Here is a 14,149-nt window from a genome sequence, read left to right on the forward strand (position 1 = left end):
GTTATGGCAGGAAGTGCATCCGAGTATATTCAGCATCACCTCCAGAACCTCACCTACGGTAAGCTGCCGGCAGGCTATGAGCGTGCCGACGGAACCGTAGTCGAACAAGCAGGCTGGACCCTGGCGCAGAATGCCACCGAGGCATCTGACATGGGCTTTATGGCCTTGCACATTGACTCCCTCGGGTGGTCAGTCGCGCTTGGCGTTCTGTTCCTCTTTTTCTTCCGCATGGCGGCAAAGCGTGCCACCTCCGGCCAGCCCGGTGGTCTGCAGAATTTCGTTGAAGTGATGATCGAGTTCGTCGACCAGAGCGTCAAGGAAACCTTCCACGGCAAGAACAAGGTTATCGCCCCGCTGGCGCTAACCATCTTCTGCTGGGTATTCCTGATGAACCTGATGGACCTGGTGCCGGTAGATTTCCTGCCGCAGCTGTTCCACTTGATGGGTCTTGAGTACATGAAGGTGGTACCGACCACTGACGTCAACATTACTCTGGGTATGTCTCTGTCGGTGTTCTTCCTGATCATCTACTACAGCCTGAAGGTGAAGGGCGTGGGCGGCTTCCTGGGCGAGCTGACCCTGCACCCCTTCTCCTCGGACAACCTGGTTCTGAAGATCCTGTTGGTTCCGGTGAACCTGTTGCTGGAAGGCGTGAGCCTGATCGCCAAGCCGATCTCACTGGCTCTGCGTCTGTTCGGTAACCTGTACGCTGGCGAACTGATCTTCATCCTGATTGCGCTGCTGCCCCTGTGGGCTCAGTGGACGCTGTCTGTACCCTGGGCGATCTTCCACATTCTGGTTATCACCCTGCAGGCATTCATCTTTATGATGTTGACGATCGTGTACCTGAGCATGGCTCACGAAGACAGTCACTGATCGGACTTCATTTAGTCGTAGTTTTTAAACCCTTAACGTTAACCTGAAAACCTAAACTGAAAACTGGGAGTTATCATGGAAACTGTAGTTGGAATGACCGCGATTGCCGTTGCACTGCTGATTGGTCTGGGTGCCTGGGTACCGCGATTGGCTTTGGTATCCTCGGTGGCAAATTCCTGGAAGGCGCTGCGCGTCAGCCGGAAATGACTCCGATGCTGCAGGTTAAAATGTTCATCGTTGCTGGTCTGCTGGACGCCGTGACCATGATCGGTGTTGGTATCGCACTGTTCTTCACCTTCGCCAACCCGTTTGTCGGCCAGATCGCCGGTTAATCGAGTCGCCAGCCGGGGGTTCACCCCGGTCAGATGATTCTTAACAAAACAGGCGAGAGGTGAAGACGTGAACATTAATTTGACGATGATTGGTCAAGCCATCGCGTTCTTTATCTTTGTCGTGTTCTGCATGAAGTATGTGTGGCCGCCGATTATGGCCGCACTGCAGGAACGTCAAAAGAAGATCGCTGACGGACTGGCTGCCTCAGACCGCGCGGCGCGCGATCTGGAACTGGCTCAGGAAAAGTCAGCTCAGGAACTGCGTGAAGCCAAGCAGCAAGCCGCTGGTCTTATTGAACAGGCCAACAAGCGCGCAGCCTCCATTGTGGAAGCATCGAAAGATGACGCCCGCAAAGAAGGCGAAAAGCTGATTGAGCAGGCCAAGGCCGAAATTGAACAGGAACGTAATCAGGCCCGTGACGCGCTGCGTGCAGAAATTGCCGCCATTGCCGTTGCCGGTGCTGAGAAGATCCTGGAAACCTCTGTCGATGCCTCCAAGCACAACGAGATGTTGGAAAAACTGGCGGCAGAACTTTAAACGACGAGGTTCATCATGGCAGAACTGAGAACGCTGGCCCGTCCCTACGCGAAAGCAGCATTCAAGGCCGCCCAGGAGCATGAGCAACTGGCACAGTGGTCACAGGTGCTGACGATCGCAGGACAGGTCACCGCGAACGAAGACATTCGACAGCTTCTCGCGAATCCGGGTCTGGAAGAGCAGAAGAAAGCCGAGCTGACTCTCGAAGTCGCCGAAGACGGCGTCACCGAGCAGGTTCGTAATTTCTTCGCTGTACTGGCGGAAAATCGCCGGCTGACTCTTCTTCCTGAGATTTCAGCGCTCTTCAACACGTACCGGCTGATCTGGAGCGCACTGTTGATATCGAAGTGACCGCGGCTTACGAGCTGACGGACGAACAGCAACAGAAGCTCGCCCAGGCACTCTCGACAAAACTCGAGCGGAAAGTGTCACTCGCAGCGTCGTCGGACAAGTCCCTGATTGGCGGTGCAATCATTCGCACCGGCGATCTGGTTATCGACGCTTCTGTACGCGGAAAGCTGACCAAGCTGGCCGACGCTCTGGGCTCCTGATTTCAGCATAAGGTTTGAGGATATTGGCATGCAGCAACTGAATCCATCCGAGATCAGTGACATCATCAAGAAGAGAATCGAGAAGCTCGATATCTCTTCCGAAGCAAAGAACGAAGGTACGATCCTGTCTGTCTCTGACGGTATCGTGCTGATCCACGGTCTGGCCGACGTTATGTACGGCGAGATGATTGAATTCGCCAACGGCGTCTTCGGTATGGCTCTGAACCTGGAGCGTGATTCCGTTGGTGCGGTTGTTCTGGGTGATTACGAAGGCCTGGCAGAGGGTCAGAAGGTACGTTGTACCGGTCGTATCCTGGAAGTTCCGGTCGGACCAGAGTTGATGGGCCGCGTTGTGGACTCACTGGGTAACCCGATCGACGGTAAAGGCGAACTGGCACTGACCTGACTTCTCCGATTGAGAAGGTTGCGCCGGGCGTTATCGAACGTCAGTCCGTTGATGAGCCGGTTCAGACGGGTCTGAAGGCGATTGACACCATGGTGCCAATCGGTCGCGGCCAGCGTGAGCTGATCATCGGTGACCGTCAGATTGGTAAGACCGCTGTCGCCATCGACGCGATCATCAACCAGAAGAACACTGGCATTAAGTGTATCTACGTTGCCGTAGGCCAGAAGCAGTCTTCCATTGCCGCTGTTGTGCGCAAACTGGAAGAGCACGGTGCCATGGATCACACCATCGTGGTTGCCGCTGGCGCCGCCGATCCGGCCGCTACCCAGTTCCTGGCTCCGTACGCCGGTACTTCCATGGGTGAATACTTCCGTGACCGCGGTGAAGACGCGCTGATCATTTATGATGATCTGTCCAAGCAGGCTGTGGCGTATCGCCAGATCTCCCTGCTGCTGCGTCGTCCGCCGGGCCGTGAAGCTTACCCGGGTGACGTGTTCTACCTGCACTCCCGTCTGCTGGAGCGTGCGTCCCGCGTTAACGCCGACTACGTTGAGAAGTTCACCAACGGTGAAGTGAAAGGCAAGACCGGTTCCCTGACCGCCCTGCCGATCATCGAAACCCAGGCCGGTGACGTATCTGCGTTCGTACCGACCAACGTGATCTCAATCACTGACGGCCAGATCTTCCTGGAAACCAACCTGTTCAACTCGGGTATCCGTCCGGCAATGAACGCCGGTGTCTCGGTATCGCGGGTAGGTGGTTCAGCCCAGACCAAGATCATGAAGAAGCTTGGCGGTAACATCCGTCTGGCTCTGGCCCAGTTCCGTGAATTGGCCGCTTTCGCCCAGTTTGCTTCCGACCTTGACGAAGCAACCCGTAAGCAGCTGGAGCACGGTCAGCGTGTAACGGAACTCATGAAGCAGAACCAGTACAGCCCGATGTCTGTGGCTGAAATGGGTACGGTTCTGTTTGCAGCCAACGAAGGCTTCCTGGACGACGTTGATGTCGATAAGGTTGTTAAGTTCGAAGCGCAGTTGCTTGACTGGATGCGCGCCGAACAGAAAGACCTGCTCGCCAAGATCAACGAGAAAGGTGATTTCAACGACGAAATCGCTTCCGGCCTGAAAGCTGCACTTGAGAAATTCAAGACCACTCAGAGCTGGTAAGAAATTGGGCCTGCGACCTGTGTCGCGGGCCGATTTTCGTGGCAACGAGTGTCTAACTTGAGAAGGCAGTGAGTTATGGCCGTCGGCAAAGAAATACGTAACCAGATTTCAAGCATCAAGAGCACGCAAAAGATTACCAGCGCCATGGAAATGGTCGCTGCGAGTAAGATGCGTAAAGCTCAGGAGCGCATGCAGGCCACTCGCCCGTATGCCGAAAAGATGCGTCAGATGATCGGGCACATTGCCAAGGCGAACGCTCAGTATAAGCATCCGTTTATGGTTGACCGTGAAGTTAAGCGGGTCGGCTATATTGTGGTGTCCACTGACCGGGGCCTTTGCGGTGGTCTGAATGGCAACCTGTTTAAAGCGCTTGTCCGTGAAATGCGAGCGTGGAAGGACAAAGGAGTAGAAGCTGATCTGTGCGCGATTGGGCAGAAAGGCGCTTCCTTTTTCCGGAGCTACGGCGGCAATGTCGTTGCGGCATTGACGCACCTGGGTGATAACCCGAGCTCTGAAAAACTCATCGGCAACGTCAAGGTCATGTTGGATGCGTACTCGGAAGGCAAGATTGATCGCCTGTACGTGGTAAGCAACGAGTTCGTTAACACCATGACCCAAAGCCCGAAGGTGGAGCAGCTGCTGCCCCTGCCTGAGAGCGAAGACGAAGAGATCAAGAACCAGTGGGATTATCTCTACGAGCGATGCCAGGCAGATCCTCGATGGTCTTCTGCCACGTTTTATTGAATCCCAGGTATACCAGGGTGTGGTAGAAAATCTGGCATGTGAACAGGCAGCCCGGATGATCGCCATGAAGAGCGCAACTGATAACGCCGGTGACATTATGGACGAGCTTCAGTTGGCCTATAACAAGGCGCGTCAGGCAGCCATCACCCAAGAGATTTCGGAGATTGTTAGCGGCGCGGCTTCGGTCTGATCCCGCAAACAGTCCTACTGGTTTTATTGACTACTTAAGATAACGAGGAACCGAGCATGAGTAGCGGACAAATCGTTCAGATCATTGGCGCGGTTATCGACGTGGAATTCCCACGTGACTCCGTACCCAACGTATATGACGCACTGCTGCTTGAAGGTGGCGACACAACTCTGGAAGTCCAGCAGCAGCTGGGTGACGGCATTGTTCGTACCATCGCCATGGGCAGCACCGAAGGCCTGAAGCGTGGCCTGAAAGCAGAAAACACTGGCAAGGCAATCTCGGTACCGGTTGGTACCAAGACCCTGGGCCGTATCATGGACGTTCTGGGTCGCCCCATCGACGAAGCCGGCGAGATCGGCGAAGACGAGCGCTGGGCTATCCACCGCAAGGCACCGGGCTATGCCGATCAGGCAGCGTCTGCCGACCTGCTGGAAACCGGCATCAAGGTTATCGACCTGATCTGCCCATTCGCCAAGGGTGGTAAGGTTGGCCTGTTCGGTGGTGCCGGTGTAGGCAAGACCGTAAACATGATGGAGCTGATCAACAACATCGCGAAAGAGCACTCCGGTCTCTCCGTATTCGCAGGTGTTGGTGAGCGTACTCGTGAAGGTAACGACTTCTACTACGAAATGAAGGACTCCAACGTCCTTGATAAAGTAGCGATGGTCTACGGCCAGATGAACGAGCCTCCCGGAAACCGTCTGCGTGTGGCCCTGACTGGTCTCACCATGGCAGAGAAGTTCCGTGACGAAGGTCGTGACGTACTGTTGTTCGTTGACAACATCTACCGTTACACCTGGCGGGCACCGAGGTATCTGCACTGTTGGGCCGTATGCCTTCAGCGGTAGGTTACCAGCCGACACTGGCCGAAGAGATGGGCCAGCTGCAGGAGCGGATCACCTCCACCAAGAACGGTTCCATCACGTCTATCCAGGCGGTATACGTACCGGCGGATGACTTGACCGACCCGTCACCAGCGACCACCTTCTCGCACCTTGATGCGACCGTGGTACTGAGCCGAGACATCGCTCCAAGGGTATCTACCCGGCGATCGATCCGCTTGACTCCACCTCGCGTCAGCTGGATCCGCTGGTCATTGGTCACGAGCACTATGAAGTGGCCCGTGGCGTGCAGACTAACCTGCAGCGCTACAAGGAACTGAAAGACATCATCGCGATCCTGGGTATGGATGAGCTGTCTGAAGAAGACAAGCTGGTTGTATCCCGTGCCCGTAAGATCGAGCGTTTTCTGTCCCAGCCGTTCCACGTTGCTGAAGTATTCACCGGTTCACCCGGTAAGTACGTGTCCCTGAAGGAGACTATCAGCAGCTTTAAGGGCATCCTCAACGGTGACTATGACGATATGCCTGAGCAGGCGTTCTACATGGTTGGTACCATTGAGGAAGCGGTCGAGAAAGCGAAGGAAATGAAGAACAAGGCCAAGAAGTAATTGAGCCGAAGCTCTTGTTTCCGGATCGATCAAAGAGGCAACTGACATGGGTATAACCGTGCATTGTGATGTGGTAAGTGCCGAAACAAAGATCTATTCCGGATTGGTTGAAATGCTGATCGCAGCGGGCTCTGAAGGTGACCTGGGTATCGCCCCGGGTCACACCCCGCTGCTGACCGAGCTGAAGCCGGGTCCTATTCGGATCATCAAGCAGGGCGGTGAAGAAGAGATTCTTTACGTGTCCGGCGGATATCTGGAGGTCCAGCCCAATCTGGTGACTTTGCTGGCTGACACCGCGGTTCGCGCCAAGGATGTGGACGAAGCCGCTGCTCTTGAGGCACAGAAAGAAGCCGAGAAAGCACTTGCCAACAAGACCGGTGAATTCGAGTACTCCCGTGCCGCTGCAGAACTGGCCGAGGCTGCTGCTCAGCTTCGTACTATCCAGCAGCTGCGCAACAAAATGCGCTAAGCATTTTCGTTTCGGGTTTGCCGAACACCAAAGCCGCATCCTGCGCGGCTGGAAATCCAACGCACTGCGTTGGGCTCCGGCCCCCCGGGTTGCGGCTTTTTTTTGTTTATCGATACACCAATCTAGACACTCCGGGGGTCTGATTTGTCCATGAGCCCGCTACACGTTGTGATTCTGGCCGCAGGCCAGGGTTCCAGAATGAAATCCGCTCTGCCCAAGGTTCTGCATGCGGTGGCCGGTCGGCCAATGCTGCACCATGTCATCGCAACGGCCAAGCAGCTTGGTGCGGAAACGATTCACACCGTGATTGGTCATGGTGCCGATCAGGTTAAGGCTGTCACCCCGGAGACCTCAGTGAACTGGGTGGTGCAGAGCGAGCAGCTTGGCACGGGCCACGCGGTGGCTCAGGCGCTGCCGGATCTTCCAGACGACGCCCGGGTTCTGGTGCTTTATGGTGATGTGCCACTGACGCGGGTGGAAACCCTGGAAGCCATGGTGGCGGACCTGGATGAACAGACCCTGGGACTGCTCACGGTGACTCTGGACGACCCCTCGGGGTATGGTCGTATCGTTCGCAACAGCGACGATCAGGTGACCTCCATCGTGGAGCAAAAAGACGCTTCCGAGAGCCAGCTCGCTATACAGGAGGTCAACACCGGCATTTTGGCGGTGTCAGCCAAGCACCTGAAAAGCTGGCTGCCAACGCTGTCCAACGCGAATGCCCAGGGTGAATACTACCTGACCGATATTATCGCCATGGCGGTGGACCAGGGTTTGTCGATTTCCGTCGCTCAGCCGGGTGATGCGTTTGAAGTTCAAGGCGTCAATAACCGGCTACAGCTCGCCGAGCTGGAGCGCTGGTACCAGCGCCGGGAAGCTGACCGGCTGATGACCGAAGGCGCCACCCTGGCCGACCCGGCCCGAATCGATGTCCGGGGTGACCTGACCATCGGTAACGACATTCTGATTGACGTCAACGTGGTCTTTGAAGGCAAGGTATCGATTGGCAGTGGCGTGTCCATCGGCCCGGGCTGCGTGATCAAGGATGCGCGGATTGCCGACGGTGCCAGATCCACGCCCATAGCGTGATCGAGGGTGCCAGTGTTGGCGCCAATGCCCAGATCGGGCCCTTTGCCCGTCTGCGCCCGGGCACCGAACTGGCCGCCGACACCAAGGTTGGCAACTTTGTGGAAACCAAGAAGGCAGTAGTCGGCCAGGGCAGCAAGATCAATCACCTCAGTTACGTGGGTGACGCCTCACTAGGCCGTAATGTGAATGTGGGTGCAGGCACCATCACCTGCAATTATGATGGGGTGAACAAGTTCAGGACCGACATTGGCGACAACGTCTTTGTCGGTTCCAACACCTCACTGGTTGCTCCCGTCAGCATCTCTGCAGACGCCACCATCGGTGCCGGGTCGACCATTACCCGGAATGTCGCAGACAGTGAGCTGGCCGTGGCGCGCGGGCGCCAACGCAACGTTTCCGGCTGGGAACGGCCGAAGAAATCTGATTAATAGTTTTACAGGACAGGTGATAGCAGCATGTGTGGCATTGTAGGTGCGGTTTCGGAACGGGACGTTCAGGGCATTCTTCTGGAGGGCCTGCGCCGTCTGGAATACCGGGGGTATGATTCCGCCGGTATGGCAGTCATTGATGGCGGCAGTGTTACCCATCGCGCCCGCGAGGTTGGCAAGGTGGCGTCACTGGCTGAGGCGATTGAAGCCAACCCGCTGACAGGTCATCTGGGTATTGCCCACACCCGCTGGGCTACCCATGGGGAGCCATCCCAGATCAATGCCCATCCCCACATGTCCGGGGATCGTCTGGCCATTGTCCACAACGGCATTATCGAGAATTATCAGGAACTGCGGGACGAGCTGAAGACCGATGGCTTCGAGTTCACCTCCCAGACCGACACCGAAGTGGTTGCCCACCTCATCGAGCAGTATTACCGAAAGCACAACAACCTGTACGACGCTGTGAAAGCCGCCATCGCCCGTCTGCGCGGCGCCTACGCGCTGGCCGTGGTGCATGCGGATGAGCCGGATCACCTGGTGGTGTGCCGGGAAGGTAGCCCGCTGGTGATTGGTGTGGGTATCGGTGAGAACTTCATTGCTTCCGACCAGCTGGCGCTGCTGCCGGTGACCGATCGCTTTATGTTTCTCGAAGAAGGCGATATCGCGACATCCGTCGGGACGCGGTGACCATCCATGATCGCGAAGGCACTCCGGTCGAGCGCAAGATCATCCGTTTCGAGCACGGTTCCGATTCCGCCGACAAGGGCGAATACCGGCACTTTATGCTCAAGGAAATCTACGAGCAGCCGAGGGTGATCAAAGCCACCATGGAAGGCCGGATTACCGATAACCGGGTTCTGGAGCAGGCGCTGGGCACCGATGCGGCCAACCTGCTGCAGGACGTCAATCACGTCCAGATCATTGCCTGCGGCACCAGTTACCACGCCGGTATGGTTGCCCGTTACTGGATCGAGGAGCTGGCTGGCGTTGCCTGCTCGGTCGAGGTCGCCTCGGAATTCCGTTACCGCAAACACGTGATCCAGCGTGACACCCTGTTCCTGTGCATTTCCCAGTCTGGCGAAACCGCCGATACCCTGGCTGCACTGCGACAGGCCAAACAGGCCGGTTTCCGGGCCGCCCTGGCCATCTGCAACGTGCCGGGCAGCTCGCTGGTTCGTGAATCCGACCTGGTGATCATGACCCAGGCCGGACCCGAGATTGGTGTAGCCTCCACCAAGGCCTTCACCACCCAGCTGACGGCGCTGCTGATCTTCACTCTGGCTCTGGCCCGTCACAATGGCCTCACTGAGGAGCGGGAAGCGGAAATCGTCAAGGCTATCCACCAGTTGCCGGGTCAGGTTGACCAGGTGCTGGCACTGGATGCCGACATCGCCGAGATGTCCAAGGCCTTCATGGATAAAAATCACAGCTTGTTTCTGGGCCGGGGCTCGCAGTTCCCGGTGGCACTGGAAGGTGCTCTCAAGCTCAAGGAAATTTCCTACATCCACGCCGAAGCCTATCCCGCGGGTGAGCTGAAGCATGGCCCGCTGGCGCTGGTCGACAGTGAGATGCCGGTAGTCACCGTAGCACCCAACAACACCCTGGTGGAAAAGCTCAAGTCCAACCTGGAGGAAGTCCGGGCCCGGGGCGGCGAGCTGTTTGTCTTCGCCGACAGCGCCGCGGGCGTGAAAGCGGAAGAGGGCATTCACGTGATGCCGTTGCCCTCAGTGCACGAGATTACCGCACCCATCGTGTACACGGTGCCGCTACAGCTGCTCTCGTATCACGTAGCCGTGCTCAAAGGCACGGACGTGGATCAGCCGCGGAACCTGGCCAAGAGTGTGACTGTGGAGTGACCACGGCACTTTTTTCGGGGATAAGGAAATGCGGATCAGAGTGTTACGGTAACAGGGCTCCAGATTTGATCAGCGCGAACACAGATTGACCTGGTTCCAGCTGAAGTTGATGTACCGCCCTGGACGTTATTTCCGCCAAGAGCAACTGATCATCGTTCGTTCGGCAGGCAACAACCGCTCTATGTACTGTCGATGCATCAATGCGTTCTACCGTAACCGGAAGGTGGTTCTGAATGCTGGTCTGAGTTGGTTCTATCAGCGACAGGCTCACGTCTCTTGCCTGTATCGTCAGCCTGGTTGAACTGGATTCATCAGAATGGTCTAGTGAAGATACCCAGAGTCGCGCCTCCGGTGGGCCGAACGGACGAAATCCGTCGCTGTTGGTTGGCCCCAATGCTCCTTCCAAGATAAACGCAGCGCCCGAGTCATTGAACAGAGGAGAATCGGGCTTAGCCAAGGCTTCTTTCAGTGGCTCGACAGCCTCTATCCGCCCATCCCTCATAAAGACCACCCAGTCTGCCAAACGCTCGATTTCACTGGGTGAGTGGCTGACCATGATGATGGGAATTTCAAATTCTGCTGCAATGCGGCTCAGGAACGGCATCAAATCTCGTTTGGCCTGTTCGTCCAGCGCCGCCATGGGCTCGTCCAGCAGTAGAAGTTGGGGGCTGATCATAAGCGCGCGACCTAACGATACCCGCTGTCGTTGGCCGCCGGACAGTTGGTCAATCCTGCGATCCAGCAAAGCGTCAATTCCCAGCATGGCCGCCACGTTGTTGGGGTGCATTCGTCTCAATTTAGAGGGTGTGCGGCGATAACCGTAAAGCAGGTTGTCTCGCACCGACAGGTGCGGCAGTAGGCTGTGTTCCTGAAAAACCAGGCCAATGCGTCGTCGATGCAATGGCTGAAAGTGGCCATCGTATTGCCATACCTGATCGCGGAACCGAATCTCGGCTTCTTTAACCCGCTCCAGACCCGCTATCAGGCGAAGGAGCGACGTCTTGCCACAACCGGAGCGACCAAACAGGGCTATCACGCCAGACAGCGGGAATGTGTGGTTGACGTTCAGCTCGAAATTGCTGCTGAGGCGCAGCTTGGCGCGAATGCGAAGGCTCATGCCGGCGTCATATCCTGGCCACTATGAAGCGGCGATTCACGCTGTACACCAGCCACAGGGTGACAAAGGCGAAAACCAGAATCAGCAATGACAGGCTGTGTGCGGCCTCGTAGTTCATGGCTTCGGCGTGGTCGTAGATAAGAACCGACAGAACACGGGTTTCACCGGGAATGCTGCCACCGAGCATCAATATGACCCCGAACTCGCCTAAAGTGTGGGCGAAGGTGAGTGTGGCGGCGACGAGGTAACCGCCACGGCTCAGGGGGAAAATTACGGTGCGGAACCGGTCTAGCGCGTTTGCGCCCAGACTGCTGGCCACTTCCACCGGGCGCCGCCCAATGTTTCGGAATGCTTCCGTCAGAGGCTGCACCGCGAACGGCAGGGAATAGATCACTGAGGCAATCAGAATGCCTTCAAAGGAAAAAGCGAGGTGGTTTAACCCCATTTGTTCCAGCGAGCCACCGATTAGTCCCCGGGGACCAAGGGTGATCAGAAGGTAAAATCCCAGCACCGTGGGAGGTAACACCAAGGGCAGGGATACCACTGACTGCACTACTCCCTTGAGGCGTGAGCGACCATTGGCCAGCCACCAGGCGATCGGGGTGGCTAACATCATCAGCACAACCGACGTATACAGGCACAGCCTGAGGGTCACGTTGATGGCTTGCCATTCTTCGGGTCCAAGTGCGCCCATGAAGCTTCCTTTCCTTCGGACCTGGTTTCATTTGGCAGCACGAAACCGTACCGGGTCATGATGTTGAGGGCCTGTGTCGTGGCCATAAAGCTGACAAATGCTTGCGCCGAGGCTTTGTCTCTGGCCCTTTTGGTTACCACAAAGCCCTGAGTCAGAGGTTGATGCAGGCGATGGTCAATCAGATGATGATTGTGTTCGGCCAACTCCGGAAACCGCGCCAGTGAAAGGGCGATAATGCCCGCATCAGCGGCCCCTGAGCGGGTCATCTGGGCCGCGTGCGCAATGTTTTCTCCGAACACTAGTTTGTGCTGGATCGCCTCCCATACTCCGGCGGATTTCAGGGCTTCCCGAGCCCGCATACCGTAGGGTGCATGAGCGGGTTGGGCGATGGCAATCCGGGACACCTGCTCTGACGCCAGGTCGGCCAGTGTCAGGCTGCCGGCATCCAGAGTGTCGCTCCAGAGTACGATGCGTCCGATGGCGTAGACCGTTGGTTCGGTTGCAGTCAGGCCCTCCCGTGCAAGCTTTTGGGGATACCGAATGTCTGCGGAGAAAAACACGTCGTAAGAGGCGCCATTGGCGATCTGCGTGGTCATTTTCCCCGAGGAACCGTAAATAACGTCAACCGAGGCCTCGGGATTTGCCTCCCGGTAGGCCTGGACAATGTCATCCAGCGCGAAACGCAGGTCAGATGCAGCGGCGATCCGCAAGGATTGTTCTGCCGATGCAACGCTGGGGCCGGTGAGCAGGAAGGTCACTGTCAGAAGTCGGCAAAGTGAGAAAAAATTCATGGTGATGTCTTCACTGTATTGTCGCTACCCCCAAAGTAGCAGTGTCAGTTGACCTCAGAGCCAACGGCGTTAATTTAAGGGTGTTCGTGAGGCCAGTTCCGGCAAATCTGTTCGCTCTTCGTTGGCAGCCCATTCTTCTCGTTCAGCCCTGCGAATGGTGAAGTGCATCCACATTAACGCCAAAGCCACGATGCAAAAACTCAACATGAAACAGCTTTGCCAGATGCCGGTCAGATCATTGAGCACACCAAATGTCAGCGGCAGGACAAACCCTCCAAGACCACCAATCATTCCGACCACGCCGCCCACCGCACCAACGTGCTGTGGGTAGTAGACCGGGACATGTTTATAGACTGCTGCCTTGCCCAGTGACATGAAAAAACCCAGTACGAAGATGAGCAAAATGAACACTGGCAGGCTGGTTTCAATGGTGAAGCGAATATCGCCATCTATTCCATGCACTACGTAATCGGTGGGTGGGTAACTCAGCAGAAAGGTGCAAGCAACGGACGCAATGAAGGTCCAATACATAATCCGTCGAGCGCCGAAACGATCAGACATCCATCCCCCAGTATGCGAAACAGTGAGGCAGGAATAGTATACAGAGCGGCAATGATCCCCGCGGTTTTGATATCGAGACCGTAAACACCGATCAAATAATGCGGAAGCCATAGTGCCAATGCCACAAAGGCACCAAACACGAAGAAGTAGTACAGCGCAAAGCGCCATACCCGAAGCTCACGCAATGGAGCCATTTGTTCCAGGAACGATTTAGCTTTGATGCTTGCCCGTTCCTGCGCCATTGGATCGTTTTTCGCAAACAACAGGAAGAGAACGCCCATGACTGCCAGCACCGTGGCGTAGATAGTTGCTGTGCGCTCCCAGCCGAATGCAACGAGAAGAAACGGTGCGCCAAAGTTAGTCACGGCTGCGCCAACGTTACCCGCCCCGAATATACCGAGAGCAGTCCCTTGACGCTCAGGTTCAAACCAGGCCGCGGTGTAGGCCACGCCTACAATAAACGCGCCGCCGGCAAGCCCCACCCCAAGGGCACCTACCAGCAACATCAGATAGCTGGTCGCAAAGGTAAGCAGGTAAACACAGACCGATGTGGTCAGCATCAAGATGCCGAACACCCAGCGGCCACCGTAGCGGTCGGTCCAGATCCCGAGAAACAGTCGACTGACTGATCCTGTCAGGATGGGTGTTGCCATCAACAGTCCAAGTTGAGTGTTCGACAGAGCCAATTCCTCCGCGATCTGAATACCGATGATCGAGAAGATCGTCCAGACCGCGAAGCACAGAGTGAACGCGAGGGTAGATATACCCAGCGCTTGATATTGCTCTGGTTTGGTCGGATTCCCAGCCATAGCCCACCTCTTCCTGATACTCAAAATATCCGTTGCGAACGGTCTATTTACGGTAGCAAAAACAGGCTTTCCCGGTGCGG

General features: G+C 56.4%; 6 protein-coding genes and 8 pseudogenes. 10 read left to right on the top strand and 4 right to left on the bottom strand.

What is annotated here, in order from left to right:
• Positions 1 to 3 precede the first annotated feature (3 nt).
• From atpB to glmS, 10 genes and pseudogenes are all read left to right on the top strand, one after another.
• Positions 4 to 876 carry a F0F1 ATP synthase subunit A gene (gene atpB / locus AU14_RS14580; RefSeq protein WP_041341945.1) on the top strand — a complete coding sequence of 291 codons (873 nt, stop codon included), beginning with the start codon at positions 4 to 6 and terminating at the stop codon, positions 874 to 876.
• A 75-nt stretch (positions 877 to 951) separates the two neighbouring features.
• Positions 952 to 1,208: pseudogene (atpE, locus tag AU14_RS14585) on the top strand (F0F1 ATP synthase subunit C).
• A gap of 67 nt (positions 1,209 to 1,275) precedes the next feature.
• Positions 1,276 to 1,746: a F0F1 ATP synthase subunit B gene (locus AU14_RS14590; RefSeq protein ID WP_041341948.1), complete on the top strand. Its 471-nt coding sequence runs from the start codon at positions 1,276 to 1,278 to the stop codon at positions 1,744 to 1,746.
• 15 nt (positions 1,747 to 1,761) lie between these two features.
• Positions 1,762 to 2,297 (top strand): annotated as a pseudogene (locus tag AU14_RS14595) (F0F1 ATP synthase subunit delta).
• A gap of 28 nt (positions 2,298 to 2,325) precedes the next feature.
• Positions 2,326 to 3,869, top strand: a pseudogene (gene atpA, locus AU14_RS14600) (F0F1 ATP synthase subunit alpha).
• 75 nt (positions 3,870 to 3,944) lie between these two features.
• Positions 3,945 to 4,803: pseudogene (atpG, locus tag AU14_RS14605) on the top strand (F0F1 ATP synthase subunit gamma).
• Between the two features lie 56 nt (positions 4,804 to 4,859).
• A pseudogene (atpD, locus tag AU14_RS14610) lies at positions 4,860 to 6,252 on the top strand (F0F1 ATP synthase subunit beta).
• A gap of 46 nt (positions 6,253 to 6,298) precedes the next feature.
• The gene (locus tag AU14_RS14615; protein ID WP_041341952.1) at positions 6,299 to 6,721 is read left to right on the top strand and encodes a F0F1 ATP synthase subunit epsilon; all 423 of its coding nucleotides are present in this window, start codon (positions 6,299 to 6,301) and stop codon (positions 6,719 to 6,721) included.
• Positions 6,722 to 6,871: 150 nt separating this feature from the next.
• A pseudogene (glmU, locus tag AU14_RS14620) lies at positions 6,872 to 8,238 on the top strand (bifunctional UDP-N-acetylglucosamine diphosphorylase/glucosamine-1-phosphate N-acetyltransferase GlmU).
• 27 nt (positions 8,239 to 8,265) lie between these two features.
• Positions 8,266 to 10,097 (top strand): annotated as a pseudogene (gene glmS, locus AU14_RS14625) (glutamine--fructose-6-phosphate transaminase (isomerizing)).
• A gap of 43 nt (positions 10,098 to 10,140) precedes the next feature.
• Here the strand turns inward: glmS and modC are convergent.
• The 4 genes and pseudogenes from modC to AU14_RS14645 all read right to left on the bottom strand — a co-directional run bounded on the left by modC (position 10,141) and on the right by AU14_RS14645 (position 14,069).
• On the bottom strand, positions 10,141 to 11,214 hold the full coding sequence (gene modC / locus AU14_RS14630; RefSeq protein WP_041341955.1) for a molybdenum ABC transporter ATP-binding protein: 1,074 nt from the start codon (positions 11,212 to 11,214) through the stop codon (positions 10,141 to 10,143).
• A 7-nt stretch (positions 11,215 to 11,221) separates the two neighbouring features.
• A complete protein-coding gene (gene modB / locus AU14_RS14635) occupies positions 11,222 to 11,908 on the bottom strand; it encodes a molybdate ABC transporter permease subunit (RefSeq protein ID WP_041341958.1) in 687 nt (228 codons plus the stop codon).
• Positions 11,866 to 12,699 (bottom strand): molybdate ABC transporter substrate-binding protein, encoded by an 834-nt coding sequence (modA, locus tag AU14_RS14640; RefSeq protein WP_052472068.1) that lies wholly within the window; start codon positions 12,697 to 12,699, stop codon positions 11,866 to 11,868. The genes modB and modA overlap by 43 nt, the downstream gene beginning before the upstream one ends.
• 69 nt (positions 12,700 to 12,768) lie before the next feature.
• Positions 12,769 to 14,069, bottom strand: a pseudogene (locus tag AU14_RS14645) (MFS transporter).
• Positions 14,070 to 14,149: the final 80 nt, after the last annotated feature.

Origin of the sequence: Marinobacter similis, assembly GCF_000830985.1 — a bacterium.
Lineage (GTDB): Bacteria > Pseudomonadota > Gammaproteobacteria > Pseudomonadales > Oleiphilaceae > Marinobacter > Marinobacter similis.

Bases quoted from the DNA above. Each gene is read 5' to 3' on its own strand.
- modB (WP_041341958.1), bottom strand. From the start codon at position 11,908: ATGGGCGCACTTGGACCCGAAGAATGGCAAGCCATCAACGTGACCCTC.
- atpB (WP_041341945.1), top strand. From the start codon at position 4: ATGGCAGGAAGTGCATCCGAGTATATTCAGCATCACCTCCAGAACCTC.
- modA (WP_052472068.1), bottom strand. From the start codon at position 12,699: ATGAATTTTTTCTCACTTTGCCGACTTCTGACAGTGACCTTCCTGCTC.
- modC (WP_041341955.1), bottom strand. From the start codon at position 11,214: ATGAGCCTTCGCATTCGCGCCAAGCTGCGCCTCAGCAGCAATTTCGAG.
- AU14_RS14615 (WP_041341952.1), top strand. From the start codon at position 6,299: ATGGGTATAACCGTGCATTGTGATGTGGTAAGTGCCGAAACAAAGATC.